Source organism: Xanthomonas sp. NCPPB 1062 (genome assembly GCF_041481705.2).
Taxonomy (GTDB): domain Bacteria; phylum Pseudomonadota; class Gammaproteobacteria; order Xanthomonadales; family Xanthomonadaceae; genus Xanthomonas; species Xanthomonas euvesicatoria.
Map to the genome: position 1 here is coordinate 828483 of NZ_CM192987.1, position 17495 is coordinate 845977.

At 66.5% G+C, this 17495-nt stretch carries 17 protein-coding genes; all 17 read left to right on the forward strand.

Annotated features, from left to right (window positions below; translation table 11 throughout):
• The first annotated feature begins 159 nt into the window (after window positions 1-159).
• Complete coding sequence (locus tag ACCQ16_RS03555; protein WP_008572136.1) at window positions 160-978, forward strand: type II secretion system protein N; 819 nt, start codon at window positions 160-162, stop codon at window positions 976-978.
• Window positions 975-3053 carry a type II secretion system secretin GspD gene (gene gspD, locus ACCQ16_RS03560; protein ID WP_122273290.1) on the forward strand — a complete coding sequence of 693 codons (2079 nt, stop codon included), beginning with the start codon at window positions 975-977 and terminating at the stop codon, window positions 3051-3053. Before ACCQ16_RS03555 ends, gspD begins: the two co-directional genes overlap by 4 nt.
• Window positions 3054-3057: 4 nt before the next feature.
• Window positions 3058-4545 (forward strand): type II secretion system ATPase GspE, encoded by a 1488-nt coding sequence (gene gspE / locus ACCQ16_RS03565; RefSeq protein WP_277573327.1) that lies wholly within the window; start codon window positions 3058-3060, stop codon window positions 4543-4545.
• Window positions 4532-5734 (forward strand): type II secretion system inner membrane protein GspF, encoded by a 1203-nt coding sequence (gspF, locus tag ACCQ16_RS03570; RefSeq protein ID WP_277573328.1) that lies wholly within the window; start codon window positions 4532-4534, stop codon window positions 5732-5734. The genes gspE and gspF overlap by 14 nt, the downstream gene beginning before the upstream one ends.
• 28 nt (window positions 5735-5762) lie before the next feature.
• Window positions 5763-6227 (forward strand): type II secretion system major pseudopilin GspG, encoded by a 465-nt coding sequence (gene gspG, locus ACCQ16_RS03575; protein WP_014089352.1) that lies wholly within the window; start codon window positions 5763-5765, stop codon window positions 6225-6227.
• A 57-nt stretch (window positions 6228-6284) separates the two neighbouring features.
• On the forward strand, window positions 6285-6749 hold the full coding sequence (locus ACCQ16_RS03580) for a GspH/FimT family pseudopilin (protein WP_218504876.1): 465 nt from the start codon (window positions 6285-6287) through the stop codon (window positions 6747-6749).
• Window positions 6733-7113, forward strand: coding sequence for a type II secretion system minor pseudopilin GspI (gspI, locus tag ACCQ16_RS03585; protein ID WP_184420427.1), 381 nt, complete (start codon window positions 6733-6735; stop codon window positions 7111-7113). The genes ACCQ16_RS03580 and gspI overlap by 17 nt, the downstream gene beginning before the upstream one ends.
• Entirely contained in the window at window positions 7110-7712 is a 603-nt protein-coding gene (gspJ, locus tag ACCQ16_RS03590; RefSeq protein WP_277573329.1) for a type II secretion system minor pseudopilin GspJ, read from the forward strand. The genes gspI and gspJ overlap by 4 nt, the downstream gene beginning before the upstream one ends.
• Window positions 7712-8701: a type II secretion system minor pseudopilin GspK gene (gspK, locus tag ACCQ16_RS03595; RefSeq protein ID WP_057682136.1), complete on the forward strand. Its 990-nt coding sequence runs from the start codon at window positions 7712-7714 to the stop codon at window positions 8699-8701. Before gspJ ends, gspK begins: the two co-directional genes overlap by 1 nt.
• Window positions 8698-9786 (forward strand): type II secretion system protein GspL, encoded by a 1089-nt coding sequence (gspL, locus tag ACCQ16_RS03600; RefSeq protein ID WP_218489918.1) that lies wholly within the window; start codon window positions 8698-8700, stop codon window positions 9784-9786. The genes gspK and gspL overlap by 4 nt, the downstream gene beginning before the upstream one ends.
• Window positions 9783-10259 carry a type II secretion system protein M gene (locus tag ACCQ16_RS03605; protein ID WP_071117851.1) on the forward strand — a complete coding sequence of 159 codons (477 nt, stop codon included), beginning with the start codon at window positions 9783-9785 and terminating at the stop codon, window positions 10257-10259. The genes gspL and ACCQ16_RS03605 overlap by 4 nt, the downstream gene beginning before the upstream one ends.
• A gap of 5 nt (window positions 10260-10264) precedes the next feature.
• Window positions 10265-10975: a type II secretion system protein N gene (gene gspN, locus ACCQ16_RS03610; protein WP_218490015.1), complete on the forward strand. Its 711-nt coding sequence runs from the start codon at window positions 10265-10267 to the stop codon at window positions 10973-10975.
• 397 nt (window positions 10976-11372) lie between these two features.
• The gene (locus ACCQ16_RS03615) at window positions 11373-12095 is read left to right on the forward strand and encodes a GntR family transcriptional regulator (protein WP_008576739.1); all 723 of its coding nucleotides are present in this window, start codon (window positions 11373-11375) and stop codon (window positions 12093-12095) included.
• Between the two features lie 43 nt (window positions 12096-12138).
• Window positions 12139-13416: a sugar MFS transporter gene (locus ACCQ16_RS03620; RefSeq protein ID WP_008576740.1), complete on the forward strand. Its 1278-nt coding sequence runs from the start codon at window positions 12139-12141 to the stop codon at window positions 13414-13416.
• A gap of 40 nt (window positions 13417-13456) precedes the next feature.
• Complete coding sequence (locus ACCQ16_RS03625; RefSeq protein WP_003482633.1) at window positions 13457-14524, forward strand: LacI family DNA-binding transcriptional regulator; 1068 nt, start codon at window positions 13457-13459, stop codon at window positions 14522-14524.
• A gap of 6 nt (window positions 14525-14530) precedes the next feature.
• Window positions 14531-15559 (forward strand): SIS domain-containing protein, encoded by a 1029-nt coding sequence (locus ACCQ16_RS03630; RefSeq protein WP_014089359.1) that lies wholly within the window; start codon window positions 14531-14533, stop codon window positions 15557-15559.
• Window positions 15560-15561: 2 nt separating this feature from the next.
• Window positions 15562-16716: an N-acetylglucosamine-6-phosphate deacetylase gene (nagA, locus tag ACCQ16_RS03635; RefSeq protein ID WP_011346379.1), complete on the forward strand. Its 1155-nt coding sequence runs from the start codon at window positions 15562-15564 to the stop codon at window positions 16714-16716.
• Window positions 16717-17495: the final 779 nt, after the last annotated feature.

Below are 17495 nucleotides of genomic sequence, written 5' to 3' on the forward strand. Positions count from 1 at the left end.
TCTGAGGTGCAGTTGCCAGTGTCGCAAGCGCCCGCTGTGCGTTGCATGGCGGGCGTTTGCGTTTAGTCGTATGGCGCCGTGTGTCGGTCTGTGTCATCGGTTTCTTCGAACTGACACATTGCAGCCGCATTCTGTCATCCAATCGAAATCCTGAGACGGATGTCCGCTTTGCAGCGCGCCTGGCCCTCGTTGAATTCCTTGTTGCTGGCGCCAGGCGTTCGCACGGCGGTGGCGTGTTGCGTGGTTGCGTTGCTGGTGCTGCAAGGTGTGCGCCTGTTGTGGCTGGTGCTCACGCCGATCGGGCCGTTGGGCACTGCGCAGCGCGGTCGCGTCACTACTCTCGACGTGTCCGCATTGCGTCGCGATGTGTTCCATCGCAGCGCCTCCGACACCAATCGCGATGGCATGGTGCTGCATGGCGTGCGTGCTGGCGGCACCCAGGCGGCCGCCTATCTCAGCGGTAGCGATGGCCGGCAAGGCGTCTACCGCGTCGGCGACACGGTTGCGCCCGGCGTGGTGGTGCAGGCGATCGCGGCCGATCAAGTGCTGCTGCGCGCTGGCGCCAGTGTGCGTCGCATTGCATTGGGCGAGGCATCTGCTGCGGGTGCATCGCTCCGGCCTGCAGCAACGAGCGCAACCGCGCCGACCGTTGCTCCGGCAGCCGTGCAATCGAATGTCACCACGGCAGCAGGCGCGAGCGCAGCCACCGCCGTCGATGCGCAGCAGCTGCTCGCCAGTGCCGGCTTGCGCGCCAGCGCCGATGGTGGCGGTTTCACCATCATGCCGCGCGGCGATGGCGCACTGCTGCGTCAGGCCGGTCTGGCGCCGGGCGATGTGCTGACCCAGATCAACGGCCGCACGCTCGATGCAGAACATCTGCGCGAGCTGCAGGACGAATTGCGCGATGGCCAGAGCGCCACGCTGACCTACCGCCGCGACGGCCAGACCCACACCATGACCTTGAAGCGCCCGCAATGACTGCTGTTCGCCCGCTCTGGCTGCTCTCGGCCACGTTGTTGCTCGCGCTGCCCGCGGTGCCGATGACTGCGTTGCACGCTGCCGATGCGCCGGCCGTGCGCCTGCAGGACGTGGACCTGCGCGCTTTCATCCAGGACGTCTCGCGTGCCACCGGCATTACCTTCATCGTGGACACGCGCGTGCAGGGCTCGGTCAACGTGGCGCGCGCGCAGGCGATGTCCGAAGCCGATCTGCTGGGCATGCTGCTGGCCGTGTTGCGCGCCAATGGATTGATTGCGGTGTCCAGCGGGCCATCGACCTATCGCATCATTCCCGACGACACCGCCGCGCAGCAGCCGGGTAGCGCCGCCAACGGCAACCTGGGATTTGCAACGCAGGTCTTCACCCTGCAGCGCGTGGACGCACGCAGCGCGGCAGAAATCCTCAAGCCGCTGATCGGGCGCGGTGGTGTGATCATGGCGATGCCGCAAGGCAACAGCCTGTTGATTGCCGACTACGCCGACAACCTGCGACGCATTCGCACGTTGGTGGCGCAGATCGACACCGACCGTGCGGCCATCGACACGGTGACGCTGCGCAACAGCTCGGCGCAGGAACTGGCGCGCACCCTGACCTCGCTGTTCGGGCAAGGCGGCGAGCGCAGCAATGTGTTGTCGGTGTTACCGGTGGAAAGCAGCAATTCCTTGATCGTGCGTGGCGACCCGGCACTGGTGCAGCGCGTGGTACGCACCGCAGTCGATCTGGACGGGCGCGCCGAGCGCCGCGGCGACGTCAGCGTGGTGCGCCTGCAGCACGCCAGTGCCGAGCAATTGCTGCCGGTGCTGCAGCAGCTGGTCGGGCAGACGCCCGGCAACGAGGCGCAGGCCGGGCAGGACACACGTTCCACTGCGCTGGACGTGGCTGCGGCGAGCGGCGCGGCGCAGACGCAGGTGATCGCGCCGGCAGCAGGCAAGCGCCCGGTGATCGTGCGCTACCCGGGCTCCAATGCATTGATCATCAATGCCGATCCGGAAACCCAGCGCGCTTTGATGGATGTGATCCGGCAGCTGGATGTGCATCGCGAGCAGGTATTGGTCGAAGCGATCGTGGTGGAGATCTCAGACACCGCTGCCAAGCGCCTGGGCGTGCAGCTGCTGCTGGCTGGCCGCAATGGCACGGTGCCGCTGATCGCCACGCAATACGGCGGCGCCTCGCCAGGCATCGTGCCGCTGGCTGCGGCGGCGGCTGGCACGCGCAGCGGCAATGCCGACGACGATTCGGTGCTGGAACAGGCACGCAACGTGGCTGCGCAATCGCTGCTGGGCCTGAGCGGTGGCCTGATCGGCCTGGCCGGGCAAAGCAACGACGCGGTGTTCGGCATGATCATCGACGCAGTCAAGAGCGACACCGGCTCCAACCTGTTGTCCACGCCGTCGATCATGACCCTGGACAACGAGCAGGCGCGCATCCTGGTAGGCCAGGAAGTGCCGATCACCACCGGCGAAGTGCTCGGTGCGGCCAACGACAACCCATTCCGCACCATCCAGCGCCAGGACGTGGGCGTGGAGCTGGAAGTGCGCCCGCAGATCAACACGGCCGGCGGCATCACGCTGGCGATCAAGCAGGAAGTCTCGGCCATTGCCGGGCCGGTTAGCGCGCAATCCTCGGAGCTGGTGTTCAACAAGCGCCAGATCGAAACGCGCGTGGTGGTGGAGAACGGTGCCATCGTGGCGCTTGGCGGCCTGCTCGATCAGAACGACCGCCAGACCGTGGAGAAAGTGCCGCTACTTGGCGATGTACCCGGCCTGGGCGCGTTGTTCCGGCACAAGTCGCGCAACCGCGACAAGACCAATCTGATGGTGTTCATTCGCCCTACCATCATTCGCGATGCAGCCGATGCCCAGCGCATGACCGCGCCACGCTATAACTACCTGCGCGAGCGCCAGCTGGCCGATGGCGATCCGGAAGCGGCGCTGGATGCGCTGGTGCGCGACTACTTGCGTGCGCAGCCGCCGCAGCTGCCGGCCGGTCCATCGTCGGTTGCGCCGGCACCGGCAACACCACCTGCGCCCGGCGCACGTCCCGTGCAGCGTTGATGCCATGAGCAGCGCCCGCGCCAGCATTTCCTATGCATTCGCCAAGCGTCACGGCGTAGTGCTGCTTGGCAGCGACACCACCGCGCAGATCGGTTTGCGCGAAGGTGGCGATGTGCAGGCCCTGATCGAGTTGCGCCGCGCGTTGGGCATGCCATTGCAGGTGCGCACGCTGGCGCCGTCGGTGTTCGACCGGCATGTATCGGAGATCTACGCCGATGCCGGGCTGGAGCAAGGTGTGCAGGTGGAAGCGCTGGATCTGCGTGGCAGCCTGGATTCGTTGATCGACGACATTCCCACCGCCGATCTGCTCGACAGCCAGGACGATGCGCCGATCATTCGTTTGATCAACGGCATCATCGCCGAGGCCGCGCGGCTGGGTGCATCCGACGTGCATCTGGAATCCTACGAGTCGCGCCTGCGCGTGCGCCTGCGCGTGGATGGCGTGATGCGCGAGGCAGCCACGCTGCCCGGACGCATCGCACCGCTGCTGGTGTCGCGCGTCAAGGTGATGGCGCGGCTGGATATCGCCGAAAAACGCATCCCGCAGGATGGGCGCGTGTCGCTGGTGATGGGGGCCAAGGCACTGGATGTGCGTGTGTCCACGTTGCCCACGCGCGGCAGCGAGCGGGTGGTGTTGCGTATCTTGGATAAGGAGCAGGGCACGCTGTCGCTGGCGCAGCTGGGCATGCCACCTGCGGTGATGCACACCGTGCAGCGCGCATTGCAGGTGCCCAATGGCATCGTGCTGGTCACCGGGCCCACCGGTTCGGGCAAGACCACGACCTTGTACGCGGCGCTGCGCCTGCTCAACGATGGCTCGCGCAACATCCTCACCGTGGAAGATCCGGTGGAATACGCCATCGATGGCGTCGGCCAGACCCAGGTCAACGCACGTGTCGGCATGACCTTCGCCGCCGGCCTGCGCGCGATCCTGCGCCAGGACCCGGACGTGGTGATGATCGGCGAGATCCGCGATACCGAGACCGCGCAGATTGCGGTGCAGGCCAGCCTCACCGGCCATCTGGTGCTCTCCACCGTGCACACCAACGATGCGGTGGGCGCGGTCACGCGGTTGCGCGATATGGGGATCGAGCCGTTCTTGCTGGCTTCCAGTCTGCGACTGATCCTGGCGCAGCGGCTGGTGCGGCGCTTGTGCCCGCAATGCCGTAGCGAGCGTTCGATCGATACCGGCACGCGTCAACTGCTGGATGCGCCGGCCGATGCAGTGATCTACACCGCCGTGGGCTGCAACGCTTGCCACCACAGCGGCTACGCCGGCCGCGTAGGTATCTACGAGGCGATTGCGGTAGACGATGCGATGCGCCGTTTGATCGGCGACAACGCCGACGAAGACGCGCTGGCTGCTGTGGCCTTCGCACGCGCGCCGCGGCTGGGCGATGCCGCACGCGCTGCCGTGCTGCAAGGCCTGACTACGCTGGAAGAAGCGCTGCGTGTGACCCGCCAACAGGACGACGCGCATGCCGCAATTTGATTACACCGTGCTCGATCTGCATGGGCGCAACCGGCACGGCGTCATCAGTGCCGACAGCGTGCACGGCGCACGTGCGCTGCTGGAACAGCGGCAATGGGTGCCGGTGCGCCTGGAAGTTGCGGCCGCGGCCGGCAGCACGGCCGGCCGCGCAGCGCGCTTCAGCGGCAAGGATCTGGTGCTGTTCACCCGCCAGCTTGCCACGCTGGTGGAGACCGCGCCGCTGGAAGAGGCCTTGCGCACCATCGGCACCCAGTCCGAACGCCGCGGCGTGCGTCGGGTCACCAGCCAGACGCATGCATTGGTGGTCGAAGGATTCCGCCTGTCCGATGCGATGGCACGCCAGGGCAAGGCGTTCCCTGCGTTGTATCGGGCGATGGTGGCCGCCGGCGAAAGCGCGGGTGCGTTGCCGCAGGTGCTGGAACGACTGGCCGATCTGCTCGAACGCCAGGCACAGGTGCGCAGCAAGTTGCAGTCTGCATTGGTCTATCCGGCGGCGCTGGCAGCGACGGCCGGTGCGGTGGTGATCGTGCTGATGACCTTCGTGGTGCCCAAGGTGGTGGACCAGTTCGATTCGATGGGCCGTGCCCTGCCGTGGCTGACACGCGCGGTGATCGGCGTGTCGCATTTTCTGCTGCATGCCGGTATCCCGCTGCTGATCGCGCTGGTGATTGCGGTGGTTGCGGCGTTGCAGCTGCTCAAACGCCCGGCACTGCGCCTGACGGCGGACCGCGCGTTACTGCGTGCGCCACTGCTGGGCCGGTTGCTCCGCGATCTGCACGCCGCGCGCATGGCGCGCACCCTGGCCATCATGGTCAACAGCGGCTTGCCGTTGATGGAGGGGCTGATGATTGCCGCACGCACCGTGGACAACCGCGCGTTACGCCTGGCCACCGACGGCATGGTCACCGCGATCCGCGAAGGCGGCAGCCTGGCCGCGGCCATGAAGCGCGGGGGGGTGTTTCCGCCAACGCTGCTGTACATGGCCTCCAGCGGCGAAAACAGCGGACGCCTGGCGCCGATGCTGGAGCGTGCCGCCGACTACCTGGAGCGCGAATTCGAGACCTTTACCGCCGCCGCGATGAGCCTGTTGGAGCCGGCCATCATCGTGCTGCTCGGCGGCGTGGTGGCGGTGATCGTGTTGTCGATCCTGCTGCCCATCTTGCAATTCAACACCCTCGCGCTTGGTTGAGCGCGTCCGCTTATCCATGGAGATCGTCATGCAGTCCATCCACCCTCGTGCACGCCTTGGCTCGCTGACGGCACATCGACGCAGCCGTGGTTTCACCCTGGTCGAACTGATGGTGGTCATCGTCATCATCGGCCTGCTCGCCACGGTGGTGATGATCAACGTGATGCCCAGCCAGGATCGCGCGATGGTGGAAAAAGCCCGCGCCGACGTTGCGGTATTGGAGCAGGCGCTGGAAACCTATCGCCTGGACAACCTCAGCTACCCAAGCACCGAACAAGGGCTGCAAGCCTTGCTCAACCCGCCGGTCGGATTGACGCGGCCGGAGCGCTATCGGCAGGGCGGTTACATCCGCCGGTTGCCGGAAGACCCATGGGGCCATGCATACCAATACCGGCGCCCCGGCCGCCATGGCGGCTTTGACGTGTACTCGTTTGGCGCAGACGGTGCCGAAGGTGGCGATGCCGACAATGCCGATATCGGCAACTGGCGCTGAGTGACGGCCGTGTCTGCAATGCTGGGCCCTCCAAGGCCGTGTTCATCGCGCATGCCGATGCGCGTGGCGAACCGATGCGCGCGTGGCTTCACCTTGCTCGAGGTGCTTGCCGTGTTGGTCATTGCCGCGCTGGCTAGCACGTTGGCGGTGATGACCTTGCCGGATACGCGGCGCGATCTCCACGATCATGCCGACACCCTGGCCAGCGCGCTGATGCATGCACGCGACGAGGCGATCATGAGTTTGCGCATGGTGGAGGTCAGCATCGATGCCGGCGGCTATGGTTTCCGTCGTCAGGCCCAGCAGCAGTGGGTTGCCTTGGATCAGGCGCCATTTGCCGCGGTCCGCTGGCCGCAGGGCATCCAGGCGCAGCTGCCTGCCGACAGCAGACACGTAAGTGTGCGCTTCGACCCCACCGGTGCGGCCACACCGCAGCGCATCGCGTTGGGCGATGGCCGGCAACAGATGCAGGTCGTGGTAGATGCCGCAGGCGTGGTGCAGGTCGATGCGCCATCTCGCTAACGCACGCGCATCAAGTGGATTTTCGCTGCTCGAACTGATCGTCGCGCTGGCGATCTTCGGCATGGCGGTGGTCGGCCTGTTGAACCTTTCCAGCGAGAGTACCCGCACCGCCGTGGTGCTGGAGGAGCGCGCGTTGGCCGCGGTGGTGGCGGAAAATCAGGCGATCGAGGCGACGCTGGCGCCAGCTGCCGCGATCCGCGCGCCGGCGAACGGGCAGGTGGTGCTCGGCGGGCGCAGCTGGGAGTGGCAGCGCCAGTCGATGCCGGCCGGCGCGGCAGGTTTGGTGCAAATCGAGGTGCGCGTGCGCCCTGCAGGCCAGGCGCAGGAAGTTGCCGGTCTGAATGTCTTGCGGAGCGCCGAATGATCGGCAAGCAACGCGCGCGTGGCTTCACCTTGATCGAATTGCTGGTGGCCCTGGCGGTGTTCGCGTTGGTGGCCGCAGCTGCGGTGGTGGTGATGCGGCAGAGCATCGACCAGCGCGATGCCGTGCGCGCGCGGCTGCAACAGATTCGCGACTTTCAACTGGCCCATGGCCTGCTGCGCAGCGACCTGCAGCAGGCGGCCGTGCGCCGCACCCGCAACAGCGAGGGCAGCGCCGCACGCAGTGCATTTGTCGCCAGTGCACCCGGAACGTACGGGCCCTTGTTCGGGTTTGTGCGACGTGGCTGGAGCAATCCGGACCAGGCACCGCGTGCGTCGCTGCAATACGTGGAATACCGCGTCGTGGATGGGCGGCTGGAGCGCAGCGCACGCTCTGCGCTCGACGGCGCGGCAGCTGGCACGCCGCAGGTACTGTTGCGCGGCGTGCGTTCGGCGGCGGTGGCATTCCATTACCGGGCGCAGTGGAGCGATGGCTGGAGCGGCGGGCTTGAAGCATTGCCGGACGCGGTCGCACTGGAGCTGGACCTGGAGCACTGGGGGCGCGTGCGCCAACTGTTCCTGTTGCCGGAAGGGCGCACGTGATGGCACTGCACGTACCTGCCAGGCAACGCGGCGTGGCCTTGCTCACGGTATTGCTGCTGGTTGCCGTGATGACCTTGCTGATGGCGGCCGTGCTGGAAGACCTGCGCTTTGGTCTGCGTCGCAGCGGCAATGGCCAGGCGATGACGCAGGCGCAGTGGTACGCCCTGGGCAGCGAGGCCGTTGCGCGGCAGCGCTTGCAGGCGCTGTCCCAGCGGGATCCGCTGCGCACCACGCTGGACGGCGGCTGGAACGACCAGCCGGTCCGCTTTCCGCTGGACGACGGTGCGGTGAGCGTGCGCCTGCGCGATCGCGGCGGCTGCTTCAATCTCAACAGCGTGGTCGTTGGTGCGCCCGAACAATGGCAGCGTAGCGATGAGGGAGCACGCCAATATCGCGCATTGCTCGAGGTGTTGGGCATCGCCCCGCAACAGGCGTATGCGCTGACCGACGCATTGGTGGACTGGATCGACTCCGACACACAGCCGGGCGTGCACGGCGCCGAAGACGACCGCTACCTGCAGGTCGCCGCGCCGCGGCGTACCGGTGCAACCTTGCTGGCAGGCGTCAGCGAACTGCGCGCCATCGCCGGTTACACGCCGCAATTGATCGCGCAACTGCAGCCGTATGTCTGCGCATTGCCGGAGGGGCGCTTGTCGCCGATCAATATCAACACGCTGCGCCTGGACGATGCACCGGTGCTGGTGGCGTTGACCGGAGGAGCGCTGGAGCTGCCGGCCGCGCGACGCGTTATCGCTGCACGGCCGGCTGGAGGATGGCGCGATGTCAGGATGTTTCTCAGCCAGCCGGCGCTGATGCAGGCCGAGCTGTCCAATGCGGTATTGGAACAGCTCGAACTACGCACCCGCTACTTCTCTCTCTACAGCCAGGTCGACCATGCCGGCGCGCAGGTCATGCTGGAAGCGTTGCTGCAACAGGAAACGGCCGGCCGGGTCCGACTGGTCGCGCGCCAATGGAGTTCTGACCAATGACCACCACGTTGTTGTTGCTGCCAGCCGATGCAGCCGCCCAAGCCACTGCAGTGCGTGTGGATGCGCAGGGGCAAGTGCAATCGATGGGTCAGGCCGCCACGCCGCCTGGGCCCTCCGCGCGCAACCTCCTGGTGGTGCCGGGTGTGGATGTCCATCTGCGCTGGTTGAGTTTGCCTGGCCGCAGCATTGCGCAATCGCGGGCCGCTGCGCGCCTGCAATTGGCCGAGCATCTGGCTGTCGACGCGCAGGCCTTGCATGTGGTGATCGCCGCTGGCGCTGAGGCCGATGGCACGCGCCTGGTCGCCGCAGTGGACAGCGTGGTGATGCAGCACTGGCTGGCGCGCGCAACGCAACTGGGCTTCGTTCCCGATGCGGTGGTGCCGGATTGCCTGCTGCTGGAGCCCGGTGCCGATGCGACGGCCGCAGTGATGCACTGGGACGGCCGATGGCTGATCCGCGGCGCACAGCTGGCCTGCAGCCTGGAGCCAGAGGCGGCGCGTCTGCTGTTGGGCGATCGTGTGCCGGCCGTGCCGCCGGTGCCCGACCCGACGCAGTCCATTGCCTGCTTTGCGCGCAATGCTGCCCACGTGCCGATCGATCTCCTGCAGCACCCGTTCGCGAACAAGGCCGCTGCTGAGCAACGGCGCGCTCCGCGCCGTCTGGCGGTGTTGGCCGCATTGGTGCTGCTATCGCCGGGGGTGCTGTTGCTGGCGCAGACCTTGCGCTACGAGATCGGTGCGCGTGTACTGCAGGCCCGCGCCGCCACGCAGTTGGGTGTGCGCGATGCAGCGGCGGTACCGGCCGCACTGCAGGCGCGTCGGCAGGCCGGCACGGCGACCGATCGCCTGGCGGTGCAACTGAGCACCTTGTTCGGCGCAGTCGATACCCTTCCAGCGGCAGAACTGGATCAGCTGGACTACAACGCCGCACAGCCGTTGCGCGCGACCTTGCTGCACACCGATGACGCCAGCCTGCAGCAGCTCTCGGCGCGGCTTGCGGATGACGGCTGGCACGTGGATCCGGGCAGCAGCCAGGTCGAAGACGGTCGCATGCGGACACCGTTGGCGCTGGAGCCATTGCGATGAAGACATCCGTGCAACGCGGCACGTACTGGTGGCAGACACGGGCGCCGCGTGAGCGGCGCATGCTGGGTGTGATGTGCGCCGCACTGGCGGCATTCGTGGGCTGGTATGCGCTTTACATGCCATTGCGGCACTGGCATGACCGGGCTTGGGCGCGCTATGCCCACGCTGCGCAGCTGGTGCTCGATGCATCTGCACAGGCGGCATCGACCAGACGCACCGCCGCACCGGGACCAGCGGCTCTGGCCGAGATCATCGCAAGCAGCGCACGCGATGCCGGCGTCAACATCACCTCGCAACAGCGCAGCGCCGCGGGCGGGGTGGAGGTGCAGATCGAGGCCGTCAGTGCCGCCACGCTGTTCGGCTGGCTTGAGCGGTTGCGACAGGCGCACGGCCTGGCGCCGACCCAACTGCACGTGGCACGCGAGCAGGGCCAACTCCGCGTACGCTGCGGGTTTGCGGAATCGGAACCGTGACACGCATGCGCTGGGCCTTGCTCTTGGTGTCGATGGTGGGGGTCGCGCTGCTGGCGTTTGTCCCGTTGCGCCTGGTGCTGCCGCGCGAGGGACTGCCGTTCTCGGTGCTGGATGTGGAGGGCCCGATCTGGGCCGGCACGTTGCGGCAGGTGCAATGGCAAGGCATCGCCTTCGGCGATGTGGCGGTGCGGCCGCGGCTCTGGCCGTTGGTGCGTGGCGAACGCCAGGTGCAGTTGCAGTCCACACAGCTGCACCTGCGGTTGGTGGATGGGGCGCAACGCGGCATACGCAATGCACGGGGCCAATTGCTGGTGCGCCAGCCCGGTGGCGTGGCGCTGATCGATCTGGCGTTGCAGCTGCAGCAGGTGGATCTGCTCTTCGATGCCACCGGTTGCGTGCAGGCGCATGGGCGGGTCAGCCTGCAAGTGCTGGCAAGCGGTGCGGGCGAGCTGCCCGGTCTGCCGCCGCTGCGCTTGTCCGGGCAGCCGGCGTGCGTGGATCACACCGCCGTGCTGACCTTGCTGCCCGACACCGCATTGCCCGCCGGCGTGCAGGCCGAAGCACAGCTGCAACTGTGGCCCGACGGACGCTGGCAGCTACAGTCGCGTGTCGATCCGGCGCAGGACGCGGTGTTGGGCGTCGGCCTGCAATTGCTGGGCTTCGCCGCCACGCCGGAGCGCGGGATGGTGCGCAACGACCACGGTCAATTGCGCTAGTGGCGATGTGGCTGGCTGCGCGCCGTAGTGCCGGTTTTCTGCACCATGCACGTGCGCGCGGCACCGCTGGCGCATCCATCGCGGCCGATTAAGCGACACGCCGGGGCATCCGTCGACAAACCTGTCGTCATGGTGCGGTGGCGAGTGGTTACGGCATTCGTCAGCGCGCACGCAACCTACGCAGCAGCTACCGAACGCCTGCACGGTGCCGGCCGAACGAGTGCAGCCGGTCTGCCGCGGCCGGATGCGTCGCCGATCCGGCGCTTTCGCGATTGCACGCGGTCTGATGCGCGCGGGGCAAATTGGTACTATATTGGACCTAACAAATCCAAGTCGGTCCGGAGGACAGGCAGTGGCCAAACCGAGAACCAATGCCAGGACGGACGACGACCCCAGGATGGATGCGCTGGCGCTGGAGGCTTCCGCGCCGACGCCGCTGTATCTGCAATTGGCCGCCAAGCTCAGCGACGCCATCCGTGGCGGGCAGTGGAAGGCCGGCGAGGCGCTGCCGGCCGAGCGCCAGCTGTGCGAACGCCTGCAGATCTCGCGGGTAACCCTGCGCCAGGCGGTGGATGTGCTGGTCGAACAAGGCCTGGTCTCGCGCCGGCAGGGCGCCGGCACCTTTGTCACCACCCAGATCCAGCATCAGCTCAGCGGCCTGACCAGTTTCAGCGAGACGCTGCGCATCAAGGGCTATGAACCCGGGACGCGCTGGCTGGAACGGCGGCTGCGCCCGGCGCATGGCGAAGAAATCCTGCGGCTGGGCTTGTCGCCGGATGCGGCGGTGGCCTCGCTGACGCGTCTGCGCAGCGCCGACGACCGCGTGATGGCCTATGAGCACGCGGTGTTGCCGCAGCGCATCGTCACCGACCCGCAGCAGATCGGCGATTCGCTCTACAGCTATCTCGATGCCCAGGGCACGCCGGTGGTGCGCGCGCTGCAGTACTTCCGCGCCATCAATCTGCCCGCGCGGCTGGCCGAGCATCTGCGCATGAAAACCGGCGAGGCGATCCTGCACGTGGTGCGCGTGGGCTACGCCCGCGACGGCAGCGCGATCGAATTGACCGACACCTATTGCCATAACGATTTCTACGATTTCGTCGCCGAACTGCGCCGCTGACGCCAACGGCATTCCTTACGACAACCTCAGAGCCAGCCGATCCATGACTACCGCCAGGCCCGCAAATCCCGTTGTCTCGATCGCCATCGTCGGCGTGCTGTTTTTCATCATCGGCTTTTTTACCTGGATCAACGGGCCGCTGATCACGTTCGTGCGGCTGGCGTTCGACCTCAACGAGGTCAATGCGTTCCTGGTGCTGATGGTGTTCTACCTGTCGTACTTCTTCCTGGCGCTGCCCTCGTCGTGGATTCTCAAGCGCACCGGCATGAAGAAAGGCCTGGCGCTGAGCCTGGTGGTGATGGCCGTGGGCGCAGCAGGCTTTGGCCAGTTCGCCACGCAGCGCTGGTATCCGGGCGCACTCGGCGGCTTGTTTGTCATCGGCAGCGGCCTGGCCTTGCTGCAGACGGCGATCAACCCGTACATCAGCATTCTCGGGCCGATCGAAAGTGCCGCGCGCCGCATTGCCTTGATGGGCATCTGCAACAAGATCGCCGGCATCCTGGCGCCGATCCTGATCGGCTCGCTGGTGCTGCACGGTATCGGCGACCTGTCCGCTCAGGTGGCCAGCGCCGATGCGGCGACCAAGGAAGCCTTGCTCACCGCCTTCGCCGCCAAGATTCACGCGCCATATCTGGTGATGTCCGGCGTCCTGCTGCTGCTGGCCATCGGCGTGCTGTTCTCGCCGTTGCCCGAGCTCAAGCCCTCCGAGGCCAACGCCACGCCGGGCGCGACCGGTGGCGTGCAGAAATCCAGCATCTTCCAGTTCCCGCACCTGTGGCTGGGCGTGCTGTGCCTGTTCGTCTATGTGGGCGTGGAAGTGATGGCCGGCGATGCCATCGGCACCTACGGGCACGGCTTCAATCTCCCGTTGGACAGCACCAAGATCTTCACCTCCTACACATTGGGCGCGATGTTGCTGGGCTACATCGCCGGCCTGGTACTGATTCCGCGCGTGATCTCGCAGGCGCGTTACCTGAGCGTGTCGGCGGTGCTGGGCGTGCTGTTCTCGCTCGGTGCCTTGTTCACCCACAACTACGTGTCGGTGGGCTTCGTCGCCGCGCTTGGCTTTGCCAACGCCATGATGTGGCCGGCGATCTTTCCGCTGGCCATTCGCGGACTGGGCCGGTTCACCGAAATCGGCTCGGCACTGCTGGTGATGGGCATCGCCGGCGGCGCGATCATTCCGCAGCTGTTCGCCATCCTCAAGCAGCATTACGACTTCCAGGTCGTGTTCGCTGCGCTGATGGTGCCGTGCTATCTGTACATTCTGTTCTATTCGCTGCGCGGTCATCGCGTGGGCCTGCCGGCCCAGGCCAAGTGATCGCGGCGGCATGATGCGTTCCGACGGACAAGGTACCTCCATGCGCAGGCCCACCATCAAAGATGTCGCCGAACGCGCCAAGGTCTCGTTGAAGACCGTGTCGCGGGTGATCAACAACGAGCCGTCGGTGATGCAGGCCACGCGCGCGCGCGTGCTGCGCGCCATCGCCGACCTGGATTACGAACCCGACCCGTCCGCGCGCAATCTGCGCAGCGGCACGCCGTTCGTGATCGGCCTGGTGTACGACAACCCCAACCCGTACCACATCATCGGCATCCAGAACGGCGTGCTGGCCGCGTGCCGGGAAACCGGCTTTGGCCTGCAGATCCATCCCTGCGATTCCACCTCGCCGTTGCTGGCCGAAGAACTGGCCGAATGGGTGCAGCGCTCGCGCCTGGCCGGGGTGGTGTTGACCGCGCCGATGTCCGAACGCCCGGAATTGCTGGCCGGTCTGGCCGCGCGCGGCATCAAGAGCGTGCGCATCATCGCCTCCACCGACGACCCCGGCGACGGCCCGTGCGTGTACATCGACGACCGCGATGCCGCCTATGAAATCACCGAGCACCTGATCCAGCTCGGCCATCAACGCATCGGCTTCCTGTGGGGCGGCCCGCAACATCGCTCCAGCGGCGAGCGTTACGCCGGCTATGAAGCGGCATTGAAGGATTACGGCATCAGCCTGGACAAGCACCTGGTGATTCCCGGCGACTACACCTTCGACGATGGCTTCCGCGGCGCACGCCGGCTGTTGTCGCTGCGCGAACCGCCCACCGCCATTTTCGGCAGTAACGACGAGATCGCTGCAGGCGTGCTGGCCGCAGCCAAGTCCACCGGCATGAACGTGCCGTATCAATTGTCGATCGCCGGTTTCGAAGACAGCCCGTTCTCGCGCCAGTCGTGGCCGGCATTGACCACCGCCAAACAGGCCACCGATGACATCGCGCGGCACGCCGCACGCTTGTTGATCAGCCAGCTGCGCAGCGACGCCTACGACGACCAACCGGCGCAATTGCAGAGCCGTGGTTTCGTGCCGCAGTTGGTGGTGCGCGGCTCCACCGCGCCGGCGCCCGCGTCCACCGGCAAACCCCTTCCTCCTGAATCTGCCTGAGCCACGATGAGCCTTCCCTCCGAAACCGAGACCTTGATGTTCCGCGAAGCGGCGCAGACCGCCGATGTGGTGGCTGCACAGTTCGCGCGTAATGCCGACACCATCGCCGCGCTCGCGCAGTCGCTGCGCCAGACGCCGCCGCCGTTCGTGGTGACCTGCGCGCGCGGTAGCTCCGATCATGCGGCCACCTATGCCAAGTACCTGTTCGAAACCCAGCTCGGCATCGTCACCGCATCTGCGTCGCCATCGGTGGGCTCGGTCTATGCAGCGCCGCTGCAGCTGCGTGGCGCGCTGTACATCGTGATTTCGCAATCGGGCAAGAGCCCGGACCTGCTGCGCAATGCCGAAGCGGCCAAGGCGGCCGGCGCGCGCGTGGTCGCACTGGTCAACGTGGAAGATTCGCCGCTGGCGCAACTGGCAGAGGTGGTGATTCCGCTGGGCGCAGGCCCGGAAAAGAGTGTGGCCGCCACCAAGAGTTATCTTGCCTCGCTGGCCGCGGTCCTGCATCTGGGCGCGGTGTGGAAAAACGACCCGGCCCTGCTTGCCGCGCTCGACGCATTGCCGCAACAGTTGCGCAGCGCGTGGCAGGCCGATTGGTCGGCGCTCACCGCCGGCCTGGTGCCTGCGCACAACCTGTTCGTGCTCGGCCGCGGCCTGGGCCTGGGCGCAGCGCAGGAAGCAGCATTGAAGTTCAAGGAAACCTGCGGCCTGCACGCCGAAGCCTACAGTTCGGCCGAGGTCAAGCACGGCCCGATGGCCCTGGTGGGGCCGGGCTTCCCGGTGCTGGTCTTCGCACAGCCCGACGAAACCGGTGCCGGCACCCGCGCACTGGCCGAAGAATTCCGCGCGCGTGGCGCGCAAGTGTGGCTGGCCGCGCCCGGTGGCGATCTGCCGCTGGCAGAGGCCGCGCATCCGGCTTGCGCGCCGCTGCTGACCGTGCAGAGCTTCTATCGCGCGATCAATGCGCTGGCGCTGCAGCGCGGCAACAATCCCGATCTTCCGCCGCATCTGAACAAGGTCACGGAAACCGTCTGATCATGCACGCTCTCGCGACTCAGGCACTGTGTAATGCACGCGTGCTCACCGACAACGGATTGCAGGACGGCCTGGTCGTGGTACTGGCTGGCACGCAGATCCAGGCGATCGTGCCGGCCGACGATGCGCGCGTTGCGCAGGCGCACACGCGCGTGGATCTGGGCGGCGCCACCTTGTTGCCGGGCTTTATCGACATCCAGGTCAACGGCGGCGGCGGCGTGTTGTTCAACAACGCACGCGACCCGCAGGCGCTGGCCACCATTGCGGCCGCACATCGCCGCTTCGGTACCACCGGCATGCTGCCGACCTTGATCAGCGATACCGCGCAGGTGATGGCCGAGGCGATCGATGCCACGCGCCAGGCCATCGCACAAGGCGTGCCCGGAGTGCTCGGCATCCATCTGGAGGGCCCGTACCTGAGTCCTGCGCGCAAGGGCACGCACGACGCAGGCAAATTCCGCGTGCCGGACGCGCACGAGATTGCCGTCGATACCTCATTGGACAACGGCGTCACCCTGATCACGCTCGCACCCGAGCGCGTGCCGCTGGACGATATCCGTGCCTTCGTTGCCGGTGGCGCGATCGTGTTCGCCGGCCACACTGCGGCCACCTACGAGCAGGCGTGCGAGGGCATTGCCGCCGGCGTCAGCGGCTTCACGCACGTGTACAACGCGATGTCCCAGCTGGCTGGCCGCGAACCCAATGCAGTCGGCGCAGCGCTGGAAGACCCCAACGTGTGGTGCGGCGTCATCGTCGACGGCGTGCACGTGCATCCGGCCAGCCTGCGCGTGGCGCTGGCGGCCAAGCCACGCGGTAAATTGCTGCTGGTCACCGACGCCATGCCGATGGTCGGCAGCGACAGCGCCAGCTTCGATCTCTACGGCGAAACCATCACCGCCGTGGACGGCGTGGTACGCAACGCCGACGGCGCGCTCGCCGGCTCTGCATTGGACATGGCCACCGCCGTGCGCAACAGCGTGCGCTGGCTGGGTGTGGACCTGGCCGAAGCTGCGCGCATGGCTTCCACCTATCCCGCGCAATGCATTGGCCTGGGCGAACGCCTGGGACGCATCGCACCTGGCTACCAAGCCGACCTGGTACTGGTGGATGACGATGTGCAGGTGTTGAGCACGTGGGTGGCTGGGCAGCGCGATTAGGTGCCACTGACAACATGACTTGGCCAATCTACGCATTGTGCGCGCCGCATTGCGTGATGCGGCGCGCGTGTTGTGTTTGATCTGGGAAATACAGGGTCGTGCAGCGGCCCATGCACCGAATCGGCGCATGCCGCATGCTTCGCCTTGCTCACCTGACAAATGCGCTCGTTGCCGCCAGCACATAAGGTGCAAGTGCTGTTGCCGGGCCAAGGGAACTGCGCCGGACGCTGGCACCGTGCACGCTCCGCGGCAGCGATGAAACCAGTCCTACGGTGGGCAGGCTGTCGTCTGACCCGACACGCGTGCAGCTGGCGATCGGCTTTCCGACGACAGCGCAGCGTTCCATGCTGCGAAAGTTTTCTCATCGTCTCCGTTCGCGTGCGCAGACGCTTTGCGTCGCAACACTCGGGTGGTGCGGCCTTATGCGAACAGGCCGCAAGGCGCACTGGTCTGCATCGACGCCGAGGGCAGTGAGACAGCGATCACGCCATCATCCCGATATCTGCAGGGAAGCCGGTGTTTAGCGCATAAAAATAGACGTATGCGGCAGCGGGTTGACACTGCAACCCACCGAAGGCACCTTCGTTGGTAACGTTCTCAGCGAAGAAGCGTCTGCTCCACGTTTGAGAGGACGACAACCGGCCGTTGTTCCAGCGGTCCGGCGTTTACCCGCATGTGGTCATGCAATGCGGGCAGTTGTTCGTATCCGGCACAGGGGACGGATCACGGGCATGGCACGCGCGTCGCGCGCCGTTGTGCAACCAGGCGGTTGCCATCCG